This window comes from Acinetobacter sp. XS-4 (assembly GCF_023920705.1).
GTDB lineage: Bacteria > Pseudomonadota > Gammaproteobacteria > Pseudomonadales > Moraxellaceae > Acinetobacter.
The window spans coordinates 2,399,116-2,420,686 of sequence record NZ_CP094657.1; the positions used below are offsets into that span (position 1 = coordinate 2,399,116).

The 21,571-nt window shown below is 38.6% G+C and carries 22 protein-coding genes; 15 read left to right on the forward strand and 7 right to left on the reverse strand.

Annotated features, from left to right (window positions below; translation table 11 throughout):
* Positions 1-40 precede the first annotated feature (40 nt).
* From MMY79_RS11205 to MMY79_RS11225, 5 genes are all read right to left on the reverse strand, one after another.
* Positions 41-784: an amino acid ABC transporter ATP-binding protein gene (locus MMY79_RS11205; protein ID WP_252608470.1), complete on the reverse strand. Its 744-nt coding sequence runs from the start codon at positions 782-784 to the stop codon at positions 41-43.
* A gap of 13 nt (positions 785-797) precedes the next feature.
* Positions 798-1,475, reverse strand: coding sequence for an amino acid ABC transporter permease (locus MMY79_RS11210; RefSeq protein ID WP_151745161.1), 678 nt, complete (start codon positions 1,473-1,475; stop codon positions 798-800).
* Positions 1,476-1,477: 2 nt separating this feature from the next.
* A complete protein-coding gene (locus MMY79_RS11215; protein WP_252608472.1) occupies positions 1,478-2,320 on the reverse strand; it encodes an amino acid ABC transporter permease in 843 nt (280 codons plus the stop codon).
* A 94-nt stretch (positions 2,321-2,414) separates the two neighbouring features.
* A complete protein-coding gene (locus MMY79_RS11220) occupies positions 2,415-3,308 on the reverse strand; it encodes an amino acid ABC transporter substrate-binding protein (protein WP_252608475.1) in 894 nt (297 codons plus the stop codon).
* Between the two features lie 534 nt (positions 3,309-3,842).
* Positions 3,843-4,607 (reverse strand): glutathione S-transferase family protein, encoded by a 765-nt coding sequence (locus tag MMY79_RS11225; protein WP_252608477.1) that lies wholly within the window; start codon positions 4,605-4,607, stop codon positions 3,843-3,845.
* A gap of 344 nt (positions 4,608-4,951) precedes the next feature.
* On the opposite strand from MMY79_RS11225, the gene MMY79_RS11230 reads away from it, so the two are divergent.
* From MMY79_RS11230 to ychF, 8 genes are all read left to right on the forward strand, one after another.
* On the forward strand, positions 4,952-6,187 hold the full coding sequence (locus tag MMY79_RS11230; RefSeq protein WP_252608481.1) for an SfnB family sulfur acquisition oxidoreductase: 1,236 nt from the start codon (positions 4,952-4,954) through the stop codon (positions 6,185-6,187).
* Positions 6,188-6,199: 12 nt separating this feature from the next.
* Positions 6,200-7,423, forward strand: a complete 1,224-nt coding sequence (locus tag MMY79_RS11235) for an SfnB family sulfur acquisition oxidoreductase (RefSeq protein ID WP_252608484.1) — start codon at positions 6,200-6,202, stop codon at positions 7,421-7,423.
* Positions 7,423-8,835, forward strand: coding sequence for an LLM class flavin-dependent oxidoreductase (locus MMY79_RS11240; RefSeq protein ID WP_252608486.1), 1,413 nt, complete (start codon positions 7,423-7,425; stop codon positions 8,833-8,835). The genes MMY79_RS11235 and MMY79_RS11240 overlap by 1 nt, the downstream gene beginning before the upstream one ends.
* 14 nt (positions 8,836-8,849) lie before the next feature.
* On the forward strand, positions 8,850-9,680 hold the full coding sequence (locus MMY79_RS11245) for a MetQ/NlpA family ABC transporter substrate-binding protein (RefSeq protein ID WP_252608488.1): 831 nt from the start codon (positions 8,850-8,852) through the stop codon (positions 9,678-9,680).
* A 13-nt stretch (positions 9,681-9,693) separates the two neighbouring features.
* On the forward strand, positions 9,694-10,527 hold the full coding sequence (locus MMY79_RS11250) for a MetQ/NlpA family ABC transporter substrate-binding protein (protein WP_252608490.1): 834 nt from the start codon (positions 9,694-9,696) through the stop codon (positions 10,525-10,527).
* 5 nt (positions 10,528-10,532) lie between these two features.
* Positions 10,533-11,609, forward strand: a complete 1,077-nt coding sequence (locus tag MMY79_RS11255) for an ATP-binding cassette domain-containing protein (protein ID WP_252608491.1) — start codon at positions 10,533-10,535, stop codon at positions 11,607-11,609.
* Positions 11,590-12,249 (forward strand): methionine ABC transporter permease, encoded by a 660-nt coding sequence (locus MMY79_RS11260; RefSeq protein WP_252608492.1) that lies wholly within the window; start codon positions 11,590-11,592, stop codon positions 12,247-12,249. Before MMY79_RS11255 ends, MMY79_RS11260 begins: the two co-directional genes overlap by 20 nt.
* Positions 12,250-12,342: 93 nt before the next feature.
* Positions 12,343-13,434, forward strand: a complete 1,092-nt coding sequence (gene ychF, locus MMY79_RS11265) for a redox-regulated ATPase YchF (RefSeq protein ID WP_252608493.1) — start codon at positions 12,343-12,345, stop codon at positions 13,432-13,434.
* A gap of 48 nt (positions 13,435-13,482) precedes the next feature.
* On the opposite strand, the gene MMY79_RS11270 is transcribed toward ychF, so the two are convergent.
* Positions 13,483-14,004, reverse strand: coding sequence for an Mpo1-like protein (locus MMY79_RS11270; RefSeq protein WP_252608494.1), 522 nt, complete (start codon positions 14,002-14,004; stop codon positions 13,483-13,485).
* 92 nt (positions 14,005-14,096) lie between these two features.
* Here MMY79_RS11270 and MMY79_RS11275 point away from each other — a divergent pair, with 92 nt between their 5' ends.
* Together MMY79_RS11275 and MMY79_RS11280 are read left to right on the forward strand one after the other, a co-directional pair.
* On the forward strand, positions 14,097-14,804 hold the full coding sequence (locus tag MMY79_RS11275) for a Crp/Fnr family transcriptional regulator (RefSeq protein WP_252608495.1): 708 nt from the start codon (positions 14,097-14,099) through the stop codon (positions 14,802-14,804).
* 171 nt (positions 14,805-14,975) lie between these two features.
* The gene (locus MMY79_RS11280; protein WP_252608498.1) at positions 14,976-15,290 is read left to right on the forward strand and encodes a hypothetical protein; all 315 of its coding nucleotides are present in this window, start codon (positions 14,976-14,978) and stop codon (positions 15,288-15,290) included.
* 74 nt (positions 15,291-15,364) lie between these two features.
* On the opposite strand, the gene MMY79_RS11285 is transcribed toward MMY79_RS11280, so the two are convergent.
* Positions 15,365-15,835, reverse strand: a complete 471-nt coding sequence (locus MMY79_RS11285; protein WP_252608500.1) for a hypothetical protein — start codon at positions 15,833-15,835, stop codon at positions 15,365-15,367.
* Between the two features lie 121 nt (positions 15,836-15,956).
* On the opposite strand from MMY79_RS11285, the gene MMY79_RS11290 reads away from it, so the two are divergent.
* From MMY79_RS11290 to glnD, 5 genes are all read left to right on the forward strand, one after another.
* A complete protein-coding gene (locus MMY79_RS11290; protein WP_252613516.1) occupies positions 15,957-16,679 on the forward strand; it encodes an AzlC family ABC transporter permease in 723 nt (240 codons plus the stop codon).
* A gap of 1 nt (position 16,680) precedes the next feature.
* Positions 16,681-17,022 (forward strand): L-valine transporter subunit YgaH, encoded by a 342-nt coding sequence (gene ygaH / locus MMY79_RS11295; protein WP_252608502.1) that lies wholly within the window; start codon positions 16,681-16,683, stop codon positions 17,020-17,022.
* Between the two features lie 124 nt (positions 17,023-17,146).
* Positions 17,147-17,536 (forward strand): tautomerase family protein, encoded by a 390-nt coding sequence (locus MMY79_RS11300; protein ID WP_252608506.1) that lies wholly within the window; start codon positions 17,147-17,149, stop codon positions 17,534-17,536.
* A 102-nt stretch (positions 17,537-17,638) separates the two neighbouring features.
* The gene (gene purT / locus MMY79_RS11305) at positions 17,639-18,856 is read left to right on the forward strand and encodes a formate-dependent phosphoribosylglycinamide formyltransferase (protein WP_252608508.1); all 1,218 of its coding nucleotides are present in this window, start codon (positions 17,639-17,641) and stop codon (positions 18,854-18,856) included.
* 27 nt (positions 18,857-18,883) lie between these two features.
* Positions 18,884-21,547 carry a [protein-PII] uridylyltransferase gene (gene glnD, locus MMY79_RS11310; protein ID WP_005304499.1) on the forward strand — a complete coding sequence of 888 codons (2,664 nt, stop codon included), beginning with the start codon at positions 18,884-18,886 and terminating at the stop codon, positions 21,545-21,547.
* Positions 21,548-21,571 lie beyond the last annotated feature (24 nt).

Consider the following 21,571-nt stretch of genomic DNA (forward strand, 5'->3'; position numbering starts at 1 on the left):
AAAAAAGAGCCTTTCAAAAGGCTCTTTTTTATTACTAGTATTAGTGCATGGCTTGAATTTTTTCTAAGAAAAGCTTCGCACGCTCGTGGCGAGCATCTAAATTATCAAAAAACTCATGGGTTGGGCAGTCTTCTAAAATCTTACCTTCATCCATAAAAATTAAACGATTAGATACTCTTTTAGCAAAGCCCATTTCATGTGTAACACACATCATGGTCATACCTTCATGTGCAAGTTGCACCATTACTTCAAGCACTTCCCCGACCATTTCTGGATCAAGTGCAGAAGTTGGTTCATCAAACAACATACAGATTGGGTCCATAGACAAGCCGCGCGCAATCGCTACACGCTGCTGTTGTCCACCAGACAATTGACCAGGAAATTTATCTTTATGTGCAAGTAAACCTACACGTTCTAAATATTTTAGGCCTTTTGCACGTGCATCGGCAACCGAACGCTTTAATACTTTAACTTGAGCAATTGTTAAATTTTCCAAAACAGTCATGTGCGGAAAAAGTTCAAAGTGTTGGAAGACCATTCCCACTCGCGAACGGAATTTAGCAAGATCTGTTTTTGGATCTTTCAAAGAAATTCCATCAACAATAATATCGCCTTGTTGAAATGGTTCTAACGCATTTACTGTTTTAATGAGTGTTGATTTTCCTGAACCAGAAGGCCCGCAAACAACAACGACATCACCTTTTTCAATACTCGTCGTGCAATCTGTTAAAACCTGAAAATCACCATACCATTTAGAGATATGTTGGATGTCTATCATTGGCATTTAAAATCTCCAATTAGCGAATGATGGCAATTTTTTGCTGTAAGCGTTTGACTAATTGCGACAGCACAAACGAACTACAGAAGTACACTACAGCGACGATTAAATAGAATGTTGCTTTCGTTTCAGGACCATACGTATTAGCCAATGTATCTGCACGACCTAAAAAGTCTGGTGCACTAATCACATAAACTAATGAGATATCCTGAAATAAAATAATGGTTTGAGTTAACAATACTGGGAGCATGTTACGAAAGGCTTGAGGTAAAACCACGTAGCGCATAGATTGCCCATAGGTAAAACCTAACGCGTAACCTGCGTGTACCTGACCTCTTGAAATCGACTGAATTCCTGAACGTACAATTTCCGAGAAAAAAGCTGCTTCAAAAATGGCAAAAGTCACAACGCTCGAAAACAACGGTCCCCAATAGGTATCAGATTGAAACTCAAATATTTTAGGCAACAAAAAGTAAAAGATAAAAATCACCTGAATCAGTGGAATACCACGAAACAGATCAACATAAAATTTTGCAAAATTACTTGCGATGGCATTGCTCGACAAACGCATCATTGCCAATGGAGTTCCGATTAGGATACCGCCCATCATCGCCAATACAGTCACGGTAAGGGTAAAAACGAAACCTTCTTTGAGTGCCGCGATCACGTCAGGATTGTGTAATAAAGAAAAATCCATAATTACTTCCCTCCTGAACCTAAGCCAGGTACAGCCATTCGTTTCTCAATCCATGCCATCACAAACTTAATGCTATAAGTAATAATCAAATAAACAGGTGTAGAGAGAATAAGAATAATGATGTCCTGAGAAGTTTCTTCCCGCATAGTTTTTGTATAAGCGAAGAAATTCAAAACACTTAATGCATATAAAACAGCTGAGTTTTTGAAAACGTTCATTGCTTCAGACGTAATCGTTGGCCATACGGTACGATATGCAACCGGTAAAATGACATAACGATAGCTTTGTGCAGTAGTAAAACCCATCGCCGAAGCTGCGAACTTTTGTCCGCGAGAGACAGTATTAATACCTGCACGTATGTGCTCAGATACACGCGCAGCAGTGTAGAGGCCTAATGCAAAAACACCAATAACCGCAGGTTGATGATTTAAAAGATTTTTCCACCATCCACCAGCAACAACATCTCCACTGCCTGCACTTAAGCTGTCCGGTAAAAATTCCGGAAAAACAAATGCCCAGAAGAATAACTGTACAATAAGTGGAATATTACGGAAGATTTCAACGTAGCAATTGCCAATAAATGCGAGAGGTTTGTTGGGTAATGTTCGAATTACCCCTAGGAGAGAACCTAATAAAAATGCGATAAGAAAGGCTATAACAGCTGTCCAAACCATAGTAAAGACGCCTGAACCTAACATTTGTAACCATGTGGGTGCCTCAGCGTGTGCATTGTAACTTGAGCTACCAATTACTCTACAGACTGATTCTGCCCATGCGGCTTTATCGACACCATATTCATTAGACTCCGCACAGAATATAGTCCAGTTTAGCGAGCCGACTGACATGTTTGCCCCTTAAATGAATATCTTTAGGAAAAATAGACCGCTTAAGCAAGTGAGTTTTCACTTGCTTAAGGAAATTTAGGACAAAAAGATCTTGTTAGATCCCTGCATCTGTTGGGTGAGCTTTTAATTTTTTATAAGATGAACTTTGTGGCATGTTCAAATTAGTGTTTTTTGGTGGAATTGGTGATAGGAACCACTTCTTATATAAAGCGTCCATTTGACCAGTTTTCCATAAATTATTTACAGTACGGTCTGCAACTGCTTTAAATTTTGGATCATCTTTAGCAAGCATAATACCGTAAGGTTCAGATGAAAGTACTGGCCCTACAATTGCAAATGCCTTAGGTGTAGAAGACTTGGCAACCAAACCAGCTAAAATATTATCATCCATTACAAATGCAGCAGCACGGCCAGATGCCATCATGGCAAAAGAGTCTGCATGATCTTTACCATAAATATTTTGGACATTAATTGACTGACCCTTCTCATTCATCTTAATGTATTTATCAGATGTTGTACCTTGAGTTGTCACAACGGCCTTGCCGTTTAAATCTGCCAAACTCTTAATACCAGAGTTCGCTTTAACTGCCATACGTACTTCTGTCGCATAGTAGTTTGTTGAGAAGCCAACTTGTTCTTGGCGTTGCTTAGAGTTTGTGGTCGTACCACATTCCATATCGATATTGCCTGCTAAAAGTTCAGGAATACGTGTTGATGAAGTGACTGCCTTGTATTCAACTTTTAGCCCAGGCATTTTCAATTCTTTTTTAATGTCATTTGCAAACTGATTACAGATATCGACTGCATAACCTACTGGTTTACCTGCAACAACATATGAAATTGGGTCTGAGGATTCTCGATGGCCAATTACGATTTTTCCGGTACTTTTAATTTTAGCTAATGTATCTGCTGCTTGAATTTGAGAAGTAGCGCCAACCGTACAAAGCATAACTGTTGAAATAATGAGAGAGGTTGCAGAACGTTTCATAAGAACTCCTTGATGATCATTCTCTCTATTTATCTATAGAATCATTCATATAGAGCAATAGAGTGATTTATTATTAAATTGCAATTATCGCGCCAACTTTTCCAAGCCAGACACATCCATTTGCTTCACTTATTATTTAGCTGTTTTGCAGAGTTAATACCTTTAAAACTGCTAACATGTTTCTACTTTAATCTATGTTTTAATCTTCTGTCTATTATTAAGCTCATCTATTTACACTTAAATGTGGCAATTATTGATTACAATGTAAACACATGCACGATAAAGTGGCTTAACTTCAGCTAAAAACTGTTTTTAGAAAAATTGTATTTTGTGAAAAGTCATAAAAATTAAAATTATTAAGTATTTAGACTAAAGTTGAATAATGAGCTAAATAAAGAAATTCCTACATCAAAATAATATATATAAATGTTTTAATAAAAAGCATTTAGAAGATTGATAGTAATATTTAGATAAATGAGTGAACTTAGAAATATTACAAAAATGCCCTGAGAAAATCAGGGCATTTTATAAAGTTTAAATTCCTCGCCAATCTACGCGTGCATTTCTTTCGGTTTGATATATTCTTAAAACATATTGACCTAGAGGCAAATCAAGTAAATATTTTTGATAGTTGCTCCATTCCTCAGAAACGTCCTCTCCTTCTTCATGCTCCCATGGCGTACCTTTCACCTCTAATAGTGGTGCAAGCATCGAACAAACAGAAATATCAGCAAGACTTAAGCGATCACCCACCATGTAGCGCGCTTGATTCTCTATTAAATAGTTGTTTAGTTCATTTATGAGTTCGTCCATGCTCTCTTTGGACTTGCTTACCAATTCCTCTTCAAGTTTATAGTTCTTCTTTACGAGTGTTTTGAGAAATGGCTTCGATATTTTTTCAAACTGACGTAAATAGCCCTGTTCACCCATCATAATTTCTAGAGCATGGTCTCCTTGTGCCAACGTGTGAGCTAAGGCCCAACGGCGCACATGTATACCAAGCTCATCAGCCAAACTATCAATTTTAAGAGTTTGTTGTCTAAGTTGCTCATCACGACGCAACAGCGTGTGTTCTGGGTAAGTATCATCCAGATAAAGTGCAATTTTGGTTGATTCAGCAATCCACTGATGATCATCTTTCAAAATTGGCAGTAAATTTTGCCCTGTTTTGAGTTGTGCAAAAGCACGATGAAACCCTGGAATTAAGTTATGAGCCACATAATCAAGTTCTTTATGGTCTAACAACCAGCGAGCTTTTTCACAATAATGGGACAAAGGAAACTGATACAAAACCCGCATAAAATCTCCACGTTTATTTTTATTTGACTATTTGTACAAAAATGGTCGATGGTAAGTAGGTACTTTAAAAGCTATTTTTACTTAAAACAATGGATATTGTGCTCATTTTTTGCTGACACTTAGGTATAGCTTTTTATATCTTTTTTTACCGTACTTATTGCTCTTTTTCATATTAAAACTAATTCTGTTATTCTTTTTTCTCATAAAAATAACAAAACATTGATTTATATAAATTTTTAATATCTTTATTTCTCCATTAAAAATCAAAAAAAATGCTTTGCACTTTATTTCATAAGCTGAGCATAAGTCCTCGTTTAGTGGAAAAATATTTCTTTTGTAAGGTAATGACAGCAATACAAGGTGTCATTATGTCTAATTCTCTATCAAAAACGACTGCATACGTCCAAATCATTCAAAATGATCAACAAGCGATTAATGCTGCTTATCAAGTGGCGGATTATGCTTTAGAGGGTCGTAATACACGTGATCAACAACGCTTATTACCTCATGAGCAAATCGAAAGCTTAAGTCAAAAAGGCTTAGGTGGAATTCGAATTGCGAAAAAATATGGCGGAGCTTTTGTTTCCAATAAAACACTAGCGCACGTTTTTCGTATTTTAAGTAAAGGCGATGCGAACGTTGGTCAAATTCCACAAAATCAGATTAGCCTTTTAAACCTGATCGAAATTATGGGTACAGAACAACAAAAAAAATTTATCTTTTCTGAAATATTAGCAGGTAAACGCCTTGCCAACGGTGGCCCAGAACGTAATACCCATGACTCAAAAACCTTAAAAACTACACTTACAATTGAAAATGGCAAATATATTTTAAACGGCGAAAAATTCTATTCGACGGGAACCAGTTTTGCACATTGGCTCGCAATTAAAGCGATTCATCCTGAAGGCCATGTCGTTTTAGTGATTGTGAATCAAGATGCACAAGGTATTGAAGTTATTAATGACTGGAATGGCTTTGGGCAACGTACGACAGCGAGTGGTACAGTTAAATTAAATAATGTTGAAGTTAACCCAGAACTTATTTTTGATGAACGTTTATTGACTAAAGCACCAACCTATCGAGGTGCCTACTCACAGTTATTACAAGTGGCTATTGATGTAGGTATTGCAGAAGCTGCTTTCGAAGATACGTTATCGACCATTCATAAAGCACGCCCGATTATTGATGCAAATGTTGAAAAAGCCAGCTTTGAGCATTACACCCTGCAAGAGGTAGGTAAGTTAAATATTTTGCTCGACGCTGCAGTTTTATTACTTGATGAAGCTGCTGAATATTTAGATGAACTTGATCAACTTCAAAATGTCACTGATGAACAGACTGCAAAAGCTTCAATTTTAGTCGCAGAAGCAAAGGTCTATGCCAATGACGCCGCTCTACAAATCTCTGAAAAGTTGTTGGAACTTGGTGGTAGCCGTTCAAGTTTAAGTCAACACAATTTAGATCAACATTGGCGAAATGCCCGTGTGCATACCTTACACGACCCTGTTCGCTGGAAATTACATGCCATTGGCAATTATTACCTTAATGGTCATTTCCCTGCCCGCCATGCCTGGATTTAAGGAGAAATTGTCATGACTTCATATCAATCGGTTCAAACGAAACAAACCTCGGCATCTGGCCAAGCACACATTATTCAAAATGATGCTGAAGCTTTAGACGTTGCCAAACAATTTGCAGAGCAGTTTAAAAAAACCGCAGTTGAGCGAGACTCTAAGCGAATTCTACCGTATACCGAAATCGATGCATTGAGCCAATCTGGTCTTTGGGCAATTACAGTACCCAAGCAATATGGCGGTGCTGAAGTTTCAAGTCATACCGTTGCTAAAGTGATTGCTCTTTTAAGTGGTGCAGATGGTTCAATCGGACAAATTCCACAAAACCATTTTTATGCTTTAGAGGTATTGCGCAATACTGGCACAGAAGCTCAAAAGCAACGCTTATATGGTGAAGTGCTAAATGGTACTCGCTTTGGTAACGCACTTGCTGAGTTTAAAACTAAAACTTCAACCCATAAACAAACTAATATCCGTCCTCACGAAAATGGGTATTTGATTCAGGGTGAAAAGTTTTACTGCACAGGAAGTTTATTTGCGCACCGTATTCCAACCTTAGTTTTAGACGATGCAGGTCGAGAATATCTAGCATTTGTAAAAAGTGGTTCACAAGGATTGAAACTTGTTGATGACTGGTCTGGTTTTGGACAGAAAACTACAGGTAGCGGCACAGTTAAATTTGATCAGGTTTTTGTAGATGCAGATGATGTTATTCCTTTTGATAGTGCATTTTTACAACCAACCTTAGTGGGCCCTTTTGCCCAAATCATGCATGCATCGATTGAGGTAGGCATTGCACGTGCGGCCTTTGAAGAAAGCTTGCAAAGAGTACATCAAGCTCGTCCATGGATTGATTCAAATGTTGCAACGGCCAACCAAGATCCTTTGACAATTTATGAATTAGGCCGCATTGCCGTAGATGTACGAGCAAGTGAAGTCTTATTAAAACAAGCTGCTCATTCAATTGATGCAGCAAAAATTGAAACCACACCTGAAAATCTTGCTAAAGCATCAATTGATGTTGCCAAAGTGCGTGCTCATAGTAGTGATACAGCACTAAAAGCATCATCAAAGCTGATTGAACTTGCTGGAAGCCGTGGAAGCCAGTCACAAGATGGCCTAGACCGTTTCTGGCGTAATGCACGCGTTCATACGTTGCATGATGCTGCACGATGGAAATATTACTTTATTGGGAACTATGTTCTTAATGGTGTTCTACCACCTCGTCGGGGGACATTGTAATGACAAATTTCAAAGCGAAAGAAATTTTACTCAATGCTTTTGACATGAACTGTGTTGGGCACATCAATCATGGCTTATGGACACATCCTCGTGATGAATCACATCGTTTTAATGAACTAAACTATTGGACAGAACAAGCTAAAACCTTAGAAAGTGGTCTATTTGATGGCTTGTTTATTGCCGATATTACAGGTGTGTATGATGTCTATCAAAATGGTATTGATCTGACTCTAAAAGAGTCAATTCAGCTTCCGAGCCATGACCCATCCACACTCATTTCAGCTATGGCAGCAGTCACTCAAAACTTGAGTTTTGGGGTCACTGTTAATTTGAGTTATGAGCATCCCTATCAATTTGCCCGCCGCTTTGCAAGTCTCGACCATTTAACTCAAGGTCGTATTGGCTGGAATATCGTTACAGGTTATCTAGACAGTGCAGAACGCCTGATTGGTCAAAAAGGTTTAAAAGACCACGATGCTCGCTATGAACAAGCCGAAGAGTTTTTAGAGCTTTGCTACAAATATTGGGAAGGTTCATGGGAAAACGATGCTGTAAAAAAAGATAAAGTACAGCGTGTTTTTACAGACCCATCTAAAGTTCACACTATTCATCATCACGGAAAATATTACCAAAGTGAAGGTGTGTTTCAGGTGTCTCCCTCTGTGCAACGCACCCCAACACTGTTTCAAGCAGGTGCTTCACCCAAAGGTACACAGTTTGCTACTCGCCATGCTGAGTGTGTATTTATTGGCGGTGACAAATCCGAAAAAATTCGCGAACAAGTAAAAAAGATTCGTGCTCTTGCAGAACAGCAAGGCCGTTCAGCGGATGACATTAAAGTCTTTGTCGGCATAACCGTTGTTGTTGCCGAAACACATGATCTGGCTGTACAGAAACTTAATGAATATCGTCAGTATGCAAGTCCTGAAGCTGGCTTAGCGCATTATGCGAGTTCAACTGGCATCGACTTAAGTAAATTTGCCGACGATGAAGCAATTCCCTACCAGAAAAGTAACAGCATTGTTTCAATTACTGAAAAATTTAAAGAACAGCAAATCACTAAAAATGATTTAAAAGCTCAGCATGTTTTAGGTGGTCGTTATCCGCTCATCGTGGGTAGTGGCGAAGAAGTTGCTGAATACTTAATTCACCTTTTAGATGAGACCGATATTGATGGCTTTAATCTGACACGTACAGTTGCACCCGAGTCTCACCATGACTTTATTCGCTTGGTCATTCCTGAACTACAACAACGTAGTCGCTATAAAACTGCATATAAAACGGGTTCACTACGGAACAAAATCTTTAATCGCGGCGATCAATTACCAGAACAGCACCCTGTTCAAGCGTTCCGATGTAGTCCCTATAACAACAGCAAAAACTTAACAAAAATTGAAGAAATAACTGCCTAAATTTGGAGATAGACATGGCTCAAACAGCCTCTAAAAAATGGCTAGGCGTAGGCTTAGTCGTTGTAGTCCTTTTTGTTGCTTTATTCTTTTGGAATAAACACCGTCAAAGTGGCTCAAATGAACTTGTAATTGGTATTAGCCCACCATTTGCAAAAACTTTACAAGCTGCTGCCGATGAAGCAAAGCAACAAGGTTTAAATGTGAAACTGGTCGAATTTTCTGACTGGAACACACCAAACATTACCTTAAATCATGGGGATATTGATGCGAACTTTTTCCAGCATCAACCTTTCTTAGACAATGCAATTAAAGAAACTGGCTTTAAATTAAAAGCATTTGCAGTAGGTGCAGCATCACATGTCGGACTTTATTCAAAGAAATATAAAAGCTTTGATGAATTGCCACAAAATGCACGCGTAGTCATTCCAAATGACCCAGTGAATCAAGGTCGTGCCCTACTACTTTTACAGCAAGCTAAATTAATTACACTTAAAGATTCAAACAACCATTTATCTGCACTCAAAGATGTTGTTTCAAATCCTAAAAACTTGCAATTCATCGAGGTTGAAGGACCACAAACGGCACGTGCAATTGATGATGTTGACTTAGCTTTTGGCTATCCACATTACTTGCGCTTAGCAAAAACAGCTGATCCTGAAAGCGCGCTTTTACTGGATGACAATACCAATAAACGTTATGCGATTTTGTTTGTAGTGCGTGACGACTATCAGGATAAAGGCGACAAATTAAAGAAATTTGTTGAGATTTATCAAAATTCGCCAAAAGTTAAAGCTGTTTTAGACGCTGAAATTGGGCCAAAACTTTGGTTCCCTGGCTGGAAGTAATAACGGAAAAATTATGGCTATTCAGTTCAAACAGCATAAACCTTGGTTACTCGGAATTACGATTGTTATCGTAGTTCTGGGTATCGCCGGTTACCGTTATATTAAAAATAAGCAACCCGATGATGTGTTAACAATTGGCATTAGCCCGCCTTATGCTGAACTATTACAAAGCGTTGCCAATGAAGTGGAAAAACAAGGCGTTCATGTCAAACTCGTTGAATTTTCTGACTGGCGAGCACCAAATGTTGCCGTACAAAACGGTGATATTGATGCAAACTTTTTCCAGCAAAGCGTATTTTTACGCAATGCCGTTAAGGAAACAGGCTATGACTTACATGCATTTGCCGTCGGTTCAGGAAGTCATGTAGGTTTATATTCAAAAAAATATAAATCACTTGAAGACTTACCTTCACAAGCACGTGTTGCTATTCCAAATGATCCAGTCAATTTAGCTCGCGCTTTAATTTTATTGCACCGCGCAGGCTTAATTCAGCTGAAAGATAGCAACAATGAGCTTTCAACCACTCAAGACATTATTGCTAATCCTAGACAGCTAAGCTTCGTTGAGGTTGAAGGCCCTCAAACAGCACATGCATATAACGATGTCGATTTAATTTTTGGCTTCCCTCACTACTTAAAAATGGCAAAGGTAACCGACCCACATAGCGCATTATTTTTAGATCCAATCGATAAAAAATATGCAATTTTGTTTGTGACCCGTCGCGATTACCAAGATAAGAACCAAAAACTTGCAACCTTTGTTAAAGCATTCCAGAACTCAAAACAAGCACAAGACATTCTGGATAAAGACTTTGGCAAAGGTATGTGGTTTCAAGGCTGGAAATAAGGAGAATGACGATGGTGAGTTTTGGATCACAAGTTGATTTTTCTCTACCCCATATCAAAATTCGTGGTTTAAATAAGTTTTACCAATCGCAAGGTCAAAAACTGCATGCTTTAAAAGAGATTAACCTTGATATTCCTCAAGGTAAGATTTTAGGCATTATTGGTAAAAGTGGTGCGGGAAAATCTTCCCTACTCCGCACTTTAAATGGCTTAGAGCAAGTAAATGCAGGCAGTATTCATATTCATCAACAAAATATTGCTGAATTGAGTCATTCCGAGCTTATTCAAACACGCCAGCGAATTGGAATGATTTTCCAACATTTCAATTTAATGTCTGCAAAAACAGTTTGGGAAAATGTGGCTTTGCCCTTAAAAGTTTCCAATTACAACAAAACAGATATCGACCAACGTGTAAATGAAGTTCTGGCACTCGTAGGTCTTGCAGATAAGTCTGGCTATTATCCATCACAACTTTCAGGTGGGCAAAAGCAACGTGTCGGTATTGCACGTGCACTTGTTCACCACCCTGAAATTTTACTTTGCGATGAAGCAACCTCGGCACTTGATCCAGAGAGTACCGCCACTATTTTGGCTTTACTTAAAAAGATTAATCAGGAACTTGGTTTAACTATTGTTCTCATCACTCATGAAATGCAGGTCATTCGAGAAATTTGTGATCAAGTCGTGGTGATTGACCAAGGTGAAATTGTAGAAGCTGGACAAGTTTGGTCTGTGTTTTCACGACCAGAGCAACAGATTACTCAAGAATTGCTAAACCTTGAGCAGATTACCCTGCCTTTTAAAATCAGTCCTCTACCCGATGAAAATTCGACTCATATTATCGTAAAACTTAAATATGAAGCTGAAGCTCATCAGGTTCCAGATATTCAAGAATTACTTGCTCGATTTAAAGCGCCTGTCAATTTATATCAAAGTCAGGTCGATACGATTCAAGGGCATATTATTGGCTCACTCTTAGTCGGTATTCCTAATGTAGAAATTGATCTTTCATCTATACGACAAGATGCATTAACTGCAATTGCACAATTTGAGGTACTTGGCTATGCACGACCAGCTCATTGATTTATTAATTACTGGAACTGTAGATACCTTACTCATGGTAGGTGCATCTGCTTTTATTGCTTTTTTAATTGGCTTACCAATTGCCGTCATTTTAGTCAGCACTTCAGAACATGGTATTCACCCTTCACAAAAGATTAATCAAGCTTTGGGTTGGGTCATTAACATTACTCGCTCTGTGCCTTTTCTTATTTTAATGGTTGCACTCATTCCACTTACTCGCTGGATTGTGGGTACGAGTTATGGCGTTTGGGCAGCTATTGTTCCATTGACCATTGCGGCAATTCCTTTCTTTGCCCGTATTGCAGAAGTCAGCTTACGCGAAGTCGATCAAGGCTTAATCGAAGCGGCTCAAGCAATGGGTTGTAACCGTAAACAAATTATTTGGCATGTGCTTTTGCCAGAGGCTCTACCGGGTATTGTGGCAGGCTTTACTGTGACTATTGTGACCATGATTAACTCCTCTGCGATTGCCGGTGCTATTGGTGCTGGCGGCTTAGGAGACATTGCTTATCGTTATGGTTATCAACGTTTTGATATGCAAATTATGTTGGCTGTGATTTTTGTGCTCATTGTTTTGGTGATGTTAATACAAGCGACAGGTGATGCATTAGCCCAGCAACTTGATAAACGTAAAGTTTAAACTCAACAGAACCCTGCTCTAGCCATGACTTTGTCATGGCTTTCATGTAAAATCAGCCACAATTTTTAATTTACACATTTGTGAGTGGTTTTCATGGGTTTTAATTGCGGTATTGTTGGTCTGCCAAACGTAGGGAAATCTACCCTTTTCAATGCATTAACGAAAGCAGCGATTGCAGCGGAAAACTTCCCTTTCTGTACCATTGAACCAAACACAGGTATTGTTCCTGTACCAGATCCACGTTTAGACAAACTTGCTGCGATTGTTAAACCACAGCGTATTTTGCCAACTACAATGGAATTTGTGGACATTGCAGGTCTTGTTGCTGGTGCATCAAAAGGTGAAGGCTTAGGTAACCAATTTCTTGCAAACATTCGTGAAACTGATGCAATCGCTCATGTTGTACGTTGTTTTGAAGATGAAAACGTAATTCACGTAAATGGTAAAATTGATCCATTAGACGACATCGCAACTATTAATACTGAACTTGCACTTGCCGATCTTGAAACTGTTGCTAAAGCAATTTTACGCTTAACTAAAGTTGCTAAAGGCGGTGACAAAGAAGCTGTAGCAACTAAAGCAGTTTTAGAAAAAATCCAACCTTTACTTGACGAAGGTAAACCAGCTCGCGCGGCTGATTTGTCTGATGACGAACGTAAATTAGTTCGTGGTTTTGGTTTAATGACTTTAAAACCAACCATGTATATTGCAAACGTTGCTGAAGATGGTTTTGAAAATAATCCTCATTTAGAAGCAGTTAAAAAACTTGCAAGCGACGAAAACGCAATTGTTGTTCCTCTTTGCAACCAGATCGAAGCTGAAATTTCATTATTAGAAGATGAAGACCGTGCTGAATTCTTAGAAGCAATGGGCATGGAAGAACCAGGCTTAAATGTGGTTATTCGTGCAGGTTATGCGCTTTTGGGTTTACAGACTTATTTCACTGCTGGTGTACAAGAAGTACGTGCATGGACAATAAAAGTTGGTGCAACCGCTCCTCAAGCAGCTGGTGTAATTCATACTGACTTCGAAAAAGGCTTTATCCGTGCTGAAGTTGTTGCATATGATGACTTCGTACAATACAACGGTGAAAACGGCGCTAAAGAAGCTGGTAAATGGCGTTTAGAAGGTAAAACTTACGTGGTTCAAGACGGCGATGTAATGCACTTCCGTTTCAACGTTTAAGTTTAAAGCTTAAAAAAAAGCCCCATTATGTTGGGGCTTTTTTTATTGTTAATGGCTAAGATCCATCGTCTCTCGTTTACTACGCGCCTCTTGTAAAATACGCGCATGCAAAGGCTTTCTGAAACCCAGCATAAAAATAAATTCTGCCAATACAAATAACGGCCCTATCGCAAGTCCAATCACATCATCAACAAAAGCTGGTTTTTTCTTTTCGAAATAATGCCCAACAAACTGAAAGACCCATCCCACCACAAAGAAACCAATACTTGCTGCCAACCATTCTCCTAAAGATAACTGGGCAATTTGGCTCGCCAGTGGATACACAGCGACTAAAAGAATCAGCATGAGTAAACCAAATACTTTATCCAAAATAAAATAATAAATCGTACTAGCTGCAATCAACACCATGGCTAAAGTCAATTTAAAACTGCCAATATCAATTCCTGCTCTCGCTGTTAAACATAGAATTGAAAACACGATGAGTGGAATACCAATAAAATGCGTCAAAATATTTTTATGATTTAGGTGGTAAGCCGCATATTTGCTAAGCTGTTGCTCCAGATTCGACATGAGTTGTTCCCTATTCATCTACATATAGTCATACTGTACAAATAAGGAAAACTTAAAGTTGTCAGCTATTTGACAAAGTGATGATTTTTTTCATGGATGGCCCAATATTGGACATTATTTATATTAACCGATTAAAAGAAAACACATGGTTTAGTGTGCTTCCAGAAGCATTCCAAAACTTTATTCTAGAACATGGTAAACAAAGAACCTTTGAAAAAAACAGCTATGTTTTCCGTGCCCAAGATATGTTTGATGGCATTTATACTGTGCTTGAAGGCTCAATTAGTTTGGGTTATGTCGATGTAAATGGTAATGAAGCACTTTCTGCTATTGCTGAGCCAATTATGTGGTTTGGTGAAATATCGCTGATTGATCATGAACCACGTTCGCACGATGCAATTGCTTTGAAAAAAAGTATAGTTCTACATATTCCTGCGAAGCCCTTAAATGAATTACTCAAAGACAATCCATATTATTGGTATTATTTTGCTCGTTTAACCAGCCAAAAACTCAGGTACGTTTTCTTAGAACAGATTGCTATCCAAACACGCAGTATTTCTCAAAGGCTTGCTCAACGTCTTCTATTCATTTTAGAAGGTTATGGCAATCATGTTCTTATTCAAGATAGTCAAATTCATATTTCTCAAGAACAATTGGCAAATATGCTGACCACATCCAGACAGACAATTAATCATGAGCTGAGCTTGCTCGAAAAACAAAAGATCATCAAAATAGCTTTTAGAAAAATTGAAATTTTAGATATTGAGAAATTAAAAGTACTTGCTCAAGCCCATTCCTAGTCTTTGCATAACCAGCTATATGACAAAAACTTAAAACCAAATTAAAAAAATAGATATCGCAGCAAAACAACACATTGTTCAAACTCTATTTCACAAAATAAATGTTTTAAAGCAGATATTTTCATTTTACACTCAAGCTGAGCAATAATACTCAACAAGGCGCTGATTAACATGAAAAAATTATCAACAATTCTTACAGCAGGCGTATTGGCTATGTTAAGTGTTTCGGCATTTGCATGTCCAAAAGGAACTCAATTACAAGGCGGTACAGGACCAAATCATAAAGGTGGAAAATGTGTTGCTGCACATGGTAAAGCAACTGCTAAAAAAGAAGCAGTAAAAGCAAAACAAGATGTTAAGAAAGATATGACTGAACAAAAGCATGAAGCAATGATGAAATCTATGCATGCTCAGCACGATGCAACTCAAATGAAACATGATGCAGTGAAAACAGCAAACACAGCTAAAGCTGCGACGAAGCCATAATTAACATTCACTCCTTATCGTTTTAAAAGCAAAAAAGCGAGATTGATCATCTCGCTTTTTTATATTTATAAATTTTATTTTGGAGATGTGTTTCCAAGGTTTGGCGTATCGATCGCATCCTTACACTGAGCTTTATCTCGCTCATAATCGGCTTGCTTCTTAGCAACTGAATCATTATTTTCAAGTGTTTCACGAGCCCATACATCTAGACTCGTTAAAGCTTTACGACAAAGTGCGTATTTCCCTTCTGTTACTGAGTCCGTCATTTTTACATTAATACGCCAGTCGGTGCTCAATTGACGTAAAGGTTTACGAACGTTGTCATCGATTTGACTCAGCTTCTTTTCATAAACCAAATGCTCAACCGTATTAATTAAAGTCCATGCTTTTTGAGCATAAACAGTTGCGTCATTGGTTAGTTTAGGTGCTGGCTTAATTTCTACTTTTTTTTCTGCCTCATGATTACCATTGTCACAGCCCTGCAATGCAAAAACACCTGCACTCAACATGGCGATATAAACTAAACGAATCTTTGCGTTGAACATAGCAAACTGCCGATTAAACATTTCGGCACTATGCTATTAAATTCGGCTACAATACTCAATCTTTCAAGTATTTTTATCATTTGGTTTATTGCCAAGGTGTATTGTGTCCAAACAACAATTGATGGCTGATCAAACGGCAACTTTTTGGCAAGGTGCCAAAGATAGTCAAGCTATCGTACTCACCTATTTACCCGTTTCTTTTGCCTTCGGTGTTTCTGCATCTCAGTTTGGTTTTACACCGTGGGAAGCTTTTTTCCTATCTTGCTCAATGTATGCGGGTGCCAGTCAGTTCTTAGTTGTTGCACTTTTAGCCAGTGGTTCATCTATCTGGTTAACTGCATTAACAGTCATTGCACTCGATATTCGCCATGTGCTTTATGGACCAGCTTTATATAATCTGATTCCAGGCAAATTAAATCTTAAAAAAACGGCGGTGTGGGCTTGGGGCTTAACCGATGAAGTTTTTGCCAGTGGAATGATCCAACTTTCACAGCGCAGACAACAATGGTCTGAGTCTTGGATGTTGGGCTTAAGTCTATTTAGTTGGATAGCTTGGGCAACTGGCTCATTGTTAGGAGGATTATTTGCTGATCAAGTCGCTCATCTTCCAAAATTTTTACAAGCAGCTTTAGACTTCTTATTACCTGCTTTATTTTTGAGTTTTTTATTGGCTGCTTTTGAACGCAAACATAGCCTTGTAGTCGCTGTATCTTTAGTCGTTTCAGCGTTGTCCTGCTATTGGATTAACCTATCTGCGGCTATTTTTATTGGCATTCTTTCAGGCATTTTAGCAGGCTTGTTTAAACATTATGTGTTAAAACAACAAGAAGAGGTCGAAGTTTAAAATGAATCTAGAGATTATTCTGGTCGGCATCATTGTTGGTATTGCTAATTTCGCCTCACGTTTTGGACCCTTCTTTGTTATACAAAAACTACAAGGTACACAGCAAAGACGCGGTTCAGTCTGGCTAAAAATTGCTTTGGGATGCATTGGTATATCTGCAATTAGTGCCATGCTTGTTGTTGCCACTCTTCCACCACTTCTTGAAAATCCAGATAAAAGTGTAGCTATGCTCATCGGTTTTTTGGTTTTAGCAGGTCTTTATTTTAAATTTAAGAAAATTGTTCTGGCAACGTTAACTGCCGCAATTGTTTATGGCCTGATCTATACTTATTTACCTTTATAAATAGATAAACTGATCTTCTTTATATAAAATAAAACCTAGCCAGAAGCCTTTAAGATTGAAACTTCTGGCATAAAAACTAATTTTGAATTGTTTAAAAAGATAACCTTACTTAATAGAGATAATAATGTCACAAGTTAAAATTTACGCCAATGAACAAACGATTATGCAGTATCGAGAATTGCTTTCTCATGCAATCCATCAAGCACTCATTGAAGAATTGAAATATCCTGTTGAAAAAAGATTTCAACGTTTTATCAGTCTTAAGCCTGGAAATTTTATCTATCCTTCTGACCGCAGCCAACACTACATTATTATCGAACTTTCGATGTTTTCGGGACGTAGCGCAGCCACGAAGAAACAACTCATTCAAACGTTATTTCGCAATATCGAAGAACAATGCAAAATAGCACCTCAAGATATTGAAATTACGATTTTTGAAACCCCTAAAGAAAATTGGGGTATCCGTGGCAAAAATGCAGATGAGTTACTTTTAAATTATCAAGTTAATATCTAAAAAAGTGACATCTTAATTGTCCGACAAAATTACTTTTTTATGCATGATAAGGCTTAACTACACCATAAGTTCTGCTATGCTTAAAAAAATAATTTTGTCAGGATGATTCGCATGAGCGTGACACTCGGTACCCCCCTTCAATCTTCTGCATTTAAAGTTTTATTGTTAGGTTCAGGAGAACTTGGCAAAGAAGTTGTAATTTCTTTACAACGCCTTGGTGTAGAAGTACATGCAGCCGACCGTTATGATCATGCGCCAGCCATGCAAATTGCACATTTTTCTTATGTGTTAAATATGGCTAACCCAACTGAGTTAAAACAGCTCATCGAGAAAATTAAACCGAATTTAATTGTTCCAGAAATTGAAGCCATCGCTACAGAAGTTTTGCTTGAAATTGAAGCGAGCCAAACTGCAACTGTTATTCCTTCTGCTAAAGCTGTAAACCTGACTATGAACCGTGAAGGCATTCGTCGTCTTGCGGCTGAAGAACTTGGTTTACCTACTTCTGCTTACCGCTTTGCTGACTCACTAGAAAGCTTCCGCGCTGCTTCTGATGATATTGGTTATCCAAACTTTGTAAAACCAGTAATGTCATCTTCTGGTAAAGGTCAGTCTCGTGTAAAAAGTTTCGATGAAGTCGATACCGCTTGGGAATATGCGATGCAAGGTGGTCGTGTTAACCAAGGTACGGTCATCATTGAATCTCAAATTGATTTTGATTTTGAAATTACATTACTTACCGTTCGTGCTAAAAATCCTGAAACTGGCGAAATCGAAACTCACTACTGCGACCCAATTGGTCACCGTCAAGATGCTGGTGATTATGTAGAAAGCTGGCAGCCTCAACCAATGACTGCGGCTGCACTTGAAGAAGCAAAACGTATTGCAAATAAAGTGACAATAGCACTTGGTGGCTGTGGTATTTTTGGTGTAGAACTGTTTATTAAAGGCGACAAGGTCTGGTTCAGTGAAGTTTCACCGCGCCCGCATGATACTGGCCTAGTGACTCTAGCATCACAATTTCAAAGCGAATTTGAACTGCATGCTCGTGCAATTTTAGGATTACCAGTGAACACAGCTCGCCATAGTGTTGCTGCTAGTGCAGTGATTTATGCAGGGGTCGATGCCAATAACTTAAGCTACAGCGGCTTAAATACAGCATTAGCCAACCCAAATACCGACCTACGCCTGTTTGGTAAACCAGAAGGTTTCAAACGACGTCGTATGGGTGTGGCAACTGCTCGTGCAGAAAATACTGATCTTGCTCGTACTTTAGCGAAAGAAACCGCTGATCAAGTAAGCGTAAAAACCAACTCTTAATATTTACTTTTTGGTAGACCCATTTTCATGATCAATACATCGCCATTGCTGAACTACGTTACAAGCCATCATGATATTAAAGCCATTAATCAATGGCGAACGGATGTAGAAAAGCAATTGCAGGATTCATATGAAAATGGGCAATCTATTCGGGAAGTCATTAAAGCGCGCTCAGACCTCGTTGACGAAGCACTGATCTTTTTGTGGAAACATGCCGAACTTGATCAAACAGGACTAGGTCTTTTTGCTGTGGGTGGTTATGGGCGCCGTGAAATGTTGCCCTATTCTGATGTTGATATCATGATTTTATCGGAACATGAAATTAACGAAGAAAATGAAAAACGTATTTCTACATTCATTTCCTCTTTATGGGATGTTGGCAATTTTAAGCCCGGTATTAGCGTTCGCACCATTCAAAGCTGTGTTGAACAAGCTGCCACCGATTTAACTGTTGCAACTACACTCATCGAAGCTCGTTTAATTACGGGCAATAGTCAACTTGCAAAATGGCCGCGTCGTATTGTTTCGCAAACGTGGACAGACAAAACATTTTTTGATGCAAAAATGGCTGAACAAGCTAAGCGTTACCACCAACACAACAACACTGAAAGCAATTTAGAACCTGACATTAAAAATGCGCCTGGTGGCATTCGTGATATTAACCAGATTGGTTGGATTGCTAAGCGTCATTTCCGCGTAAACCGCATTTATGACTTAGTTCATTTAGGTTTTATTTCAGAATTCGAATTAAATGTTTTAGAAGAAGCTGAAAGCTTTCTTTGGGAAATTCGTCACCATTTACATCGCTTAGCGAAGCGTGATGAAAACCGCCTTCTGTTCGATCATCAAAGAGAAATTGCGGCTCAATTTGGTTACGCTCGCCAAGAAGGTCAGCCTGTAAACTACGGTGTCGAGCAGTTCATGAAACGCTACTATCGTACTGCTCAACAGGTTTCAACGCTCAATGAAATGTTGTTAGCCTATTTTAGCGAATCGGTCATTACTCCACGTTTACCAAATTACGAACGTAAAATTGAAGTCGTTAATGACCACTTTAAGATTGTCGACAATAAACTTGCCGTACAGCACCACAAAATATTTGCAGAACATCCAAGTGCTATTTTAGAACTATTCTATATTTTGGCTAATCGACCAGATATTGAAGGAATCCGCGCTCGTACTTTACGCTTACTTATTCTTGCTGCAAAACGTATTAACCAAAATTTTCGAGATAATCCTGAGCATCAAGCCCTATTTATGTCAATCATTCGCTCACCTTATCGTCTATACGATACTTTGGTAGCGATGAAACGATATGGTGTTTTAGGAAACTATATTCCAGCCTTTGGTCAAATTATGGGTCTTATGCAATATGACCTATTCCATATCTATACAGTCGATGCACACACATTATTATTACTGCGAAATTTAAACCGCTTTAAAGAACCAGAATTTGCTAAAGAGTTCCCTGTTGTAAGCTCAGTTTTCCAACGTCTTGCACGTCAAGATATTGTGTTTATTGCTGCATTATTTCATGACATTGCCAAAGGCCGCGGTGGAGACCATAGTGAACTTGGTGCAGAAGATGCAATCGAGTTTGGACGGGCGCATGGCTTTACAGAGCGTGAATGTAAATTAATTGCATGGCTCATTCACAACCATTTGCTCATGTCACTGACTGCTCAGAAAAAGGATATTTCCGATCCGGATGTTGTTAAAGATTTTGCCGAAAAACTTGGTGATATGGAACATCTTGATTATTTATACACTTTAACAGTGGCAGATATTAATGCGACAAATCCAAAACTGTGGAACACATGGCGTGCCTCGCTTATGCGTCAACTTTATACGCATGCACGTGATGTCATTCGTACAGGTTTAAGCCGTCCTGTTGACTATCAAATGCTGATTGAAGATACCAAATTTGCAGCAAGTGAATTACTGGTAAATAACTTCTCATTGGCAGACGTTGAAAAAGTATGGCAAGAACTAGGCGATGAATACTTCATTAAAGAGTCGGCAGATGAAATTGCATGGCACACTCAAGCAATTTTGAAACACGGCGATAATCCAGAGCCATTAGTACTGTTGCGTGCTCACCGTAAAGCTGCGCAAGATGCAGTACAAATCTTTATATATACACGTGACCAACCCAACCTTTTTGCCACAACTGTAGCAGTTTTGGACCGTATGAACTTAGACGTTCAGGATGCAAAAATTATCACAGCCAGTACTGCATTTAGCTTAGACACCTATGTTGTGCTTGATCGCTTTGGTACATTGCTAACCGACCCTGAACGCGAAGAAACAGTTAAAACTGCATTAGTGAAGGCGCTTAGTCAGCCAGATCAATACCCAGGACTCATGCAACGCCGCATTCCACGTCAACTACGTCATTTTGATATTGAAAATACAGTCGACGTAACATTGAATGAAGCGTTACAGCAAAACATGGTTGAAATTTCAACACTCGACCACCCTGGCCTACTTGCACGTGTAGGTGGCTTATTTATGATGCAAGGTTTAGACATCCATTCAGCTAGAATTGCAACTTTAGGTGAACGTGCCGAAGATATTTTCTTTGTCACGAAAAAAGATGGAAAACCGTTAAATAACGAAGAGGTCAAACTCTTCTCGGAAAAGCTTAAAGCTGCATTAGATGAAGCATCTAATCAAATTTGTCAGCACTGAAACTCAACTATCTGGTAACTGTTT